The sequence below is a fragment of the Citrobacter sp. Cb031 genome, from assembly GCF_030336725.1.
Taxonomy (GTDB): Bacteria; Pseudomonadota; Gammaproteobacteria; order Enterobacterales; family Enterobacteriaceae; genus Citrobacter; species Citrobacter braakii.
This window is the reverse complement of the sequence record NZ_JAOWDA010000020.1, coordinates 1-6,471: the sequence shown is the minus strand read 5'-3', so window position 1 is coordinate 6,471 and position 6,471 is coordinate 1. Positions and strand designations below refer to the sequence as shown.

The 6,471-nt window shown below is 50.0% G+C and carries 5 protein-coding genes, 4 tRNA genes and 1 pseudogene; 3 read left to right on the top strand and 7 right to left on the bottom strand.

Annotation, left to right across the window (positions count from 1 at the left end):
- From tuf to OGV93_RS04435, 5 genes are all read right to left on the bottom strand, one after another.
- A partial coding sequence (gene tuf / locus OGV93_RS04455) for an elongation factor Tu (RefSeq protein ID WP_049014834.1) occupies positions 1 to 1,169 on the bottom strand: 1,169 nt, incomplete at its 3' end.
- A gap of 118 nt (positions 1,170 to 1,287) precedes the next feature.
- Positions 1,288 to 1,363, bottom strand: a tRNA-Thr gene (locus tag OGV93_RS04450).
- Positions 1,364 to 1,368: 5 nt separating this feature from the next.
- Positions 1,369 to 1,443: transfer RNA gene (locus OGV93_RS04445), tRNA-Gly, on the bottom strand.
- Between the two features lie 114 nt (positions 1,444 to 1,557).
- Positions 1,558 to 1,642, bottom strand: a tRNA-Tyr gene (locus OGV93_RS04440).
- Between the two features lie 8 nt (positions 1,643 to 1,650).
- Positions 1,651 to 1,726, bottom strand: a tRNA-Thr gene (locus OGV93_RS04435).
- A gap of 19 nt (positions 1,727 to 1,745) precedes the next feature.
- Here OGV93_RS04435 and OGV93_RS04430 point away from each other — a divergent pair.
- Both OGV93_RS04430 and coaA read left to right on the top strand, forming a co-directional pair.
- A pseudogene (locus OGV93_RS04430) lies at positions 1,746 to 1,826 on the top strand (hypothetical protein); the annotation flags it as partial.
- A 289-nt stretch (positions 1,827 to 2,115) separates the two neighbouring features.
- Positions 2,116 to 3,066 (top strand): type I pantothenate kinase, encoded by a 951-nt coding sequence (gene coaA / locus OGV93_RS04425; RefSeq protein ID WP_003031107.1) that lies wholly within the window; start codon positions 2,116 to 2,118, stop codon positions 3,064 to 3,066.
- A 32-nt stretch (positions 3,067 to 3,098) separates the two neighbouring features.
- Here coaA and birA read toward each other — a convergent pair whose 3' ends face one another.
- Together birA and murB are read right to left on the bottom strand one after the other, a co-directional pair.
- Positions 3,099 to 4,061 (bottom strand): bifunctional biotin--[acetyl-CoA-carboxylase] ligase/biotin operon repressor BirA, encoded by a 963-nt coding sequence (gene birA, locus OGV93_RS04420; RefSeq protein ID WP_047359269.1) that lies wholly within the window; start codon positions 4,059 to 4,061, stop codon positions 3,099 to 3,101.
- Positions 4,058 to 5,086, bottom strand: coding sequence for a UDP-N-acetylmuramate dehydrogenase (gene murB, locus OGV93_RS04415; protein ID WP_047359268.1), 1,029 nt, complete (start codon positions 5,084 to 5,086; stop codon positions 4,058 to 4,060). The genes birA and murB overlap by 4 nt, the downstream gene beginning before the upstream one ends.
- Positions 5,087 to 5,343: 257 nt before the next feature.
- On the opposite strand from murB, the gene OGV93_RS04410 reads away from it, so the two are divergent.
- Positions 5,344 to 6,455 (top strand): IS3 family transposase gene (locus OGV93_RS04410; protein ID WP_103928102.1). Its coding sequence is split into 2 segments (ribosomal slippage): positions 5,344 to 5,605 and positions 5,605 to 6,455, totalling 1,113 coding nucleotides; the frame shifts between segments, so codons are not numbered across the junction.
- Positions 6,456 to 6,471: the final 16 nt, after the last annotated feature.

The following is a 6,471-nucleotide window of genomic DNA, read 5'->3' as shown; positions in this document are numbered from 1 at the left end:
GCAACAACGCCCGCACCAACAGTACGGCCGCCTTCACGGATTGCGAAACGCAGACCGTCGTCCATCGCGATTGGGTGGATCAGGGTAACAACCATTTTGATGTTGTCGCCCGGCATTACCATCTCAACGCCTTCCGGCAGTTCGATGGTACCAGTCACGTCAGTAGTACGGAAGTAGAACTGCGGACGGTAGCCTTTGAAGAACGGAGTATGACGGCCGCCTTCGTCTTTGGACAGAATGTACACTTCAGATTCGAACTTGGTGTGCGGCTTGATAGAGCCCGGCTTAGCCAGTACCTGACCACGTTCGATTTCTTCACGTTTGATACCACGCAGCAGAACACCAACGTTCTCACCAGCACGGCCTTCGTCCAGCAGTTTGCGGAACATTTCAACGCCAGTACAGGTAGACTTAGCAGTCTCTTTGATACCAACGATTTCAACTTCTTCACCAACTTTGATGATACCGCGCTCTACACGACCGGTAACAACGGTACCACGACCGGAGATGGAGAATACGTCTTCGATAGGCAGCAGGAACGGCTTGTCAATCGCACGCTCTGGTTCCGGGATGTAAGAATCCAGGAAGCCAGCCAGTTCGATGATTTTCGCTTCCCACTCTGCTTCGCCTTCCAGCGCTTTCAGAGCAGAACCACGAACGATCGGAGTGTCGTCGCCCGGGAAATCGTACTGAGACAGAAGTTCACGAACTTCCATTTCTACCAGTTCCAGCAGCTCTTCGTCATCAACCATGTCGCATTTGTTCAGGAACACGATGATGTACGGAACGCCTACCTGACGACCCAGCAGGATGTGCTCACGAGTCTGCGGCATCGGGCCGTCAGTCGCAGCAACAACCAGGATCGCGCCGTCCATCTGCGCAGCACCGGTGATCATGTTTTTAACATAGTCGGCGTGGCCCGGGCAGTCTACGTGTGCGTAGTGGCGAGTCGGGGTGTCATATTCAACGTGAGAGGTGTTGATGGTGATACCACGAGCTTTTTCTTCCGGCGCGTTATCGATCTGGTCGAATGCACGAGCAGCACCGCCGTAGGTTTTAGCCAGTACGGTAGTGATTGCAGCGGTCAGCGTTGTTTTACCATGGTCAACGTGGCCGATAGTACCGACGTTAACGTGCGGTTTTGTACGTTCAAATTTTTCTTTAGACATCGATTGTCCCTCTAAGACACGGATAAATCGGTGATATCACCACATCAACCAGGCCATATGCCTGAGCTGTTGAATGCTTTTAAAAGTAAACAGAGAGAAACGGGAAGGAGAAGTGAAGTGGTGCTGATACCCAGAGTCGAACTGGGGACCTCACCCTTACCAAGGGTGCGCTCTACCAACTGAGCCATATCAGCACGTCTGGAGCGGGCAGCGGGAATCGAACCCGCATCATCAGCTTGGAAGGCTGAGGTAATAGCCATTATACGATGCCCGCATCCTGAAACTCGGCTACCCAGTTCTTTCTGTAATAAAAAAGAGATTTCTCTCTTTTTTATTCGAGCTGATTAATTTTTTAACCAACTCAGGCGGCGATAACGCTGCCAGAAAGTGGTGGTGGGGGAAGGATTCGAACCTTCGAAGTCTGTGACGGCAGATTTACAGTCTGCTCCCTTTGGCCGCTCGGGAACCCCACCGGACTTGATGGTGCCGACTACCGGAATCGAACTGGTGACCTACTGATTACAAGTCAGTTGCTCTACCTACTGAGCTAAGTCGGCATCAAGTAGCGCGCATTTTATGGAGACATGCGCACTCATGCAACTAAAAAATTGCATAAAATGTTCTATCGCTCACATTTTGCGCTATACGACCGATAAATAATCTATTCCTTCTTCGAATTGAACAAATTTCCAACGTCAGCCGCGCTCCCAGAAGGCATTTTGCTCCAGCATGCCGTTATCAATAGAGAGAAAGTGCATCTTTATACATCTGGAATAGCCGTCACATTGCGTTTCAGGGGACGATTTTTTCTTATTATTCCCTCCCATCTGGTGTTACCCTCCTGCCCATTGTCCAAATTAACTGAAATGTGCGTGCCATTGCGTACCGGGGATGATTTCGTTTTTTACCGCAGACCTGATATAGCAATGACAGCCAGACCATGCGTATGAGTATAAAAGAGCAAGCGTTAACGTCGCCTTACCTACAGTTTGATCGCAACCAGTGGGCTGCGCTTCGTGATTCCGTGCCGATGACTCTGACCGAGGAAGAGATTGCTCGTCTGAAAGGCATTAACGAAGACTTATCGCTGGAAGAAGTTGCTGAGATTTATTTGCCATTATCGCGTTTGCTAAATTTTTACATCAGTTCGAACCTGCGGCGTCAGGCTGTGCTGGAGCAATTTTTAGGCACCAACGGCGAGCGTATTCCTTATATTATTAGCATTGCTGGCAGCGTCGCCGTCGGCAAAAGTACGACTGCACGTGTGTTGCAAGCGTTGCTGAGTCGCTGGCCCGAGCATCGTAAGGTTGAGCTGATCACTACTGACGGTTTTCTTCATCCTAACCAGGTGTTGAAAGATCGTGGGCTCATGAAGAAGAAAGGCTTTCCTCAGTCCTATGATATGCACCGTCTGGTTAAATTCGTTTCCGATTTAAAGTCTGGCGTCCCCAACGTTACAGCACCGGTCTATTCTCATCTGATCTATGATGTGATCCCTGATGGCGACAAAACCGTTGCCCAGCCCGACATATTAATCCTCGAAGGGCTCAATGTATTACAAAGCGGGATGGACTATCCTCACGATCCACATCATGTATTTGTTTCTGACTTTGTCGACTTTTCTATTTATGTTGATGCGCCAGAAGAATTACTCCAGACGTGGTATATCAACCGCTTCCTGAAATTCCGCGAAGGGGCCTTTACCAACCCAGACTCTTATTTCCATAACTATGCGAAATTGTCGGAAGACGAGGCAATCAACACTGCTACATCGCTATGGAAAGAAATCAACTGGTTGAATTTAAAACAGAATATTTTACCAACGCGTGAGCGAGCCAGCTTAATCATGACGAAAAGCGCCAATCATGCCGTTGAGCAAGTCAGATTACGAAAATAAAAAATAAAGGGGAGCCATAGCTCCCCTTCTTATTATTCAGCGCTTCTAAGCGATATTTCCCCACCCATCCAGGCTTTTATCACGCCATTTTGTTCGAGTAGTAATGCACCTTGCGCATCTATTCCACGAGATACGCCAAATATTTCTTTATCACCAATAATGAGTTTAACGGGACGGTCGATAAAGTTATCCAGCGCCCTCCAGCGGGACAAATACGGCGCCAGGCCCTCATGCTCAAACAGTACCAGGGCAGCGCGCAGCTCTCGGATCAGCCGGGCAGCCAGAGTATTGCGGTCAATGGTAATACCCGCTTCCTGCAGATTAATCCAGCCTTGATTAACCACATTCTCCTCAACCCGACGCATAGACATGTTTATACCCGCCCCAATAACAATCTGTGCGGCATCGCCCGTTTTTCCGGTGAGTTCAACCAGGATCCCTGCCAGTTTACGGTCGAGCAAATAGAGGTCGTTCGGCCATTTAACACGTACTTTATCCGCGCCCAGATCGCGTAAAACCTCAGCCATGACAATACCAATCACCAGGCTCAGGCCAATCGCGGCTGCCGGTCCTTGTTCCAGTCGCCAGAACATTGAAAGGTACAGATTGGCGCCAAAGGGAGAGAACCATTTACGTCCACGACGACCACGACCGGCCTGCTGATACTCAGCGACGCAGGCATCCCCTGACTCCAGTTGACCAATTCGATCCATAAGGTACTGATTGGTTGAGTCGATAACCGGCAGGACCGTTATATTCCCGCCATCCAGCTGAGAATAAATAAGTGATGAATCTAATAGCTGGATAGGTTCAGGTAAGCTGTATCCTTTACCAGGGACAGTAAATACATCAACACCCCAGTCACGTAGCGTCTGGACATGTTTATTGATTGCCGCACGGCTCATTCCCAGCTTTTCACCGAGTTGCTCACCAGAGTGAAATTCGCCATCGGCTAATAATGAAATAAGCGTCAGGGGGACGGTATTATCCTTCATGCAACGATCTCCACGGCATTCACTTCACCCAGTGGGCCAATAAACCGGACTTCCGGTTCAAGCCAGACATTGAATTTCTCACCGACTTTTTGGCGTACGTGATGCGCCAGTTGCACCACATCCTGACTCGTCGCATGGCCTGCATTGATCAGCACCAGTGCCTGCTGCTGATGTACCGCTGCGCCACCAATGCGCATGCCTTTTAGCTGACATTGATCGATAAGCCAGCCAGCAGCCAGTTTCACAGAGCCATCAGCCTGCGGGTAATGAGGTGCAGTCGGGAATTTCACCAGGAGCTCCTGCGCAATGTCCGCGGTGACAACCGGGTTTTTAAAGAAACTCCCCGCATTCCCGTTTACTTTTGGATCGGGCAGTTTTGTGGTGCGCATATGGCAAACAGAATCAAAAACCTGCCGAGGCGTTACCGTGGCAGGATCAAGACGCGTCAGGTCACCGTATGTGAGAACGGGTTGCCACTGTTTAGGTAAGCGCAGACCAACAGCTACAATCGCGAAACGATCCTGGTACTCATGTTTGAAGATACTGTCACGGTAACCAAATCGGCATTCTGCGGCGCTGACGCGCAGATGTTTGCCGGTCGAAAGCTCTACGCAGTCCACATATTCACAGACGCGCCGCAGTTCTACGCCATAGGCACCAATATTCTGGATCGGCGATGAACCCACGCAGCCGGGGATCAGCGCCAGATTTTCCAGTCCGGGCATGCTTTGCTGCAGCGTATGCTCTACCAGATGATGCCAGTTTTCACCAGCGCCTACGTGCAAATGCCACGCATCAGGTTGTTCTGTAATCGCTATTCCCTTGATACGGTTGACGATCACCGTTCCATGGAAGGCATCAAGAAACAGGACGTTACTCCCTTCGCCCAGGATTAGCACTGGATGATGTGATGCATTGGCTGATTGCCAGGCATTTAGTAGTTGTTGCGCATTTTCAGCACAGACAAGCACATTAGCTTGTTGATCGATACCGAAGGTGTTCCAGGCTTTAAGGGAGTGATTCATAGACGCTTTCCTGATGCAAAATCGCGCTTAGTTTACCGTATATGCAGCGGGATGGCTTGTGTTATGGAAGCTTAGGATGTTGCTTTGCAACCGATGAGGCTGCAATCACAGGCAGAATAAGGTTTACAGGCGCTGTATCCGGTAATAACAGACGCTGGCCGGATAAGGCGGCACGCTGTGTAAGTATCCCGCATAATCGTGCCATCCACATTTAGAGATCATCCGGCATAATCAATCTGCCAACGAAGGAGATCGCTATGCGTAAAGCCCGTTTTACTGAGCATCAGATCATCGCTGTGATTAAGTCGGTTGAAGCCGGACGAACTGTTAACGATGTCTGCCGGGAGGCCGGTATCTCTGAAGCCACCTACTACAACTGGAAGTCCAGATACGGCGGCATGGAGGCTTCTGATATTAAAAAGATCAAGGATCTTGAGGACGAGAACCGACGTCTCAAACAGATGTTTGCCGACCTGAGCCTTGAGAACCGGGCGCTGAAAGACGTTATCGAAAAAAAGCTTTAAAACCAGCCTTTAAGCGTGAGCAGGTCTCTCATCTGATAACGACATTTGGACTCAGTATCCGTCAGGCCTGCCGGAGTCTTAACCTGAGCAGAACGGTTTACCATTACCGTCCGGACACCACGCGTGACGAACCCGTTATTGTCGCGTTGCAGGCAGTGGCCGAGCGATACCCACGATACGGTTTTCCGAAACTTTTTCAGGTTCTGAGGCGGCAGGGACACCCGTGGAATCACAAAAGGATCCACCGTATTTACTGTCTGCTGAAACTGAATTTTCGCCGTAAGGGCAAACAGCGGTTGCCGGTGCGTAATCCTTCGCCACTGGCCACGCCGGAAGCGCTGAACCAGAGCTGGTCTGTCGATTTTATGCATGATGCCCTGGTCTGTGGCCGTCGTTTTCGCACGTTCAATGTCGTTGATGACTTTAACCGTGAGGCGTTGTCGATTGAAATCGATCTGAATCTGCCAGCTCAGCGAGTGGTCCGTGTACTCGACAGGATCGCGGCAAATCGCGGGTATCCGGTCATGCTGCGCATGGATAATGGTCCGGAATTTATCTCTCTGGCACTGGCCGAATGGGCAGAGAAACATGCAGTAAAACTGGAGTTTATCCAGCCAGGTAAGCCGACGCAGAACGCTTTCATTGAGCGCTTTAACCGGACATACCGTACAGAAATACTCGATTTTTATCTGTTCAGAACGCTGAGTGAAGTGCGGGAAATCACGGAAAAATGGTTGTCAGAATATAACTGTGAACGCCCGCATGAATCACTGAACAATATGACACCGGAGGAATACCGACAGCACCATTATTTGGCCGGGCTCTCAAAAAATGCATGGAACTAAAACGGGTCTATTTACA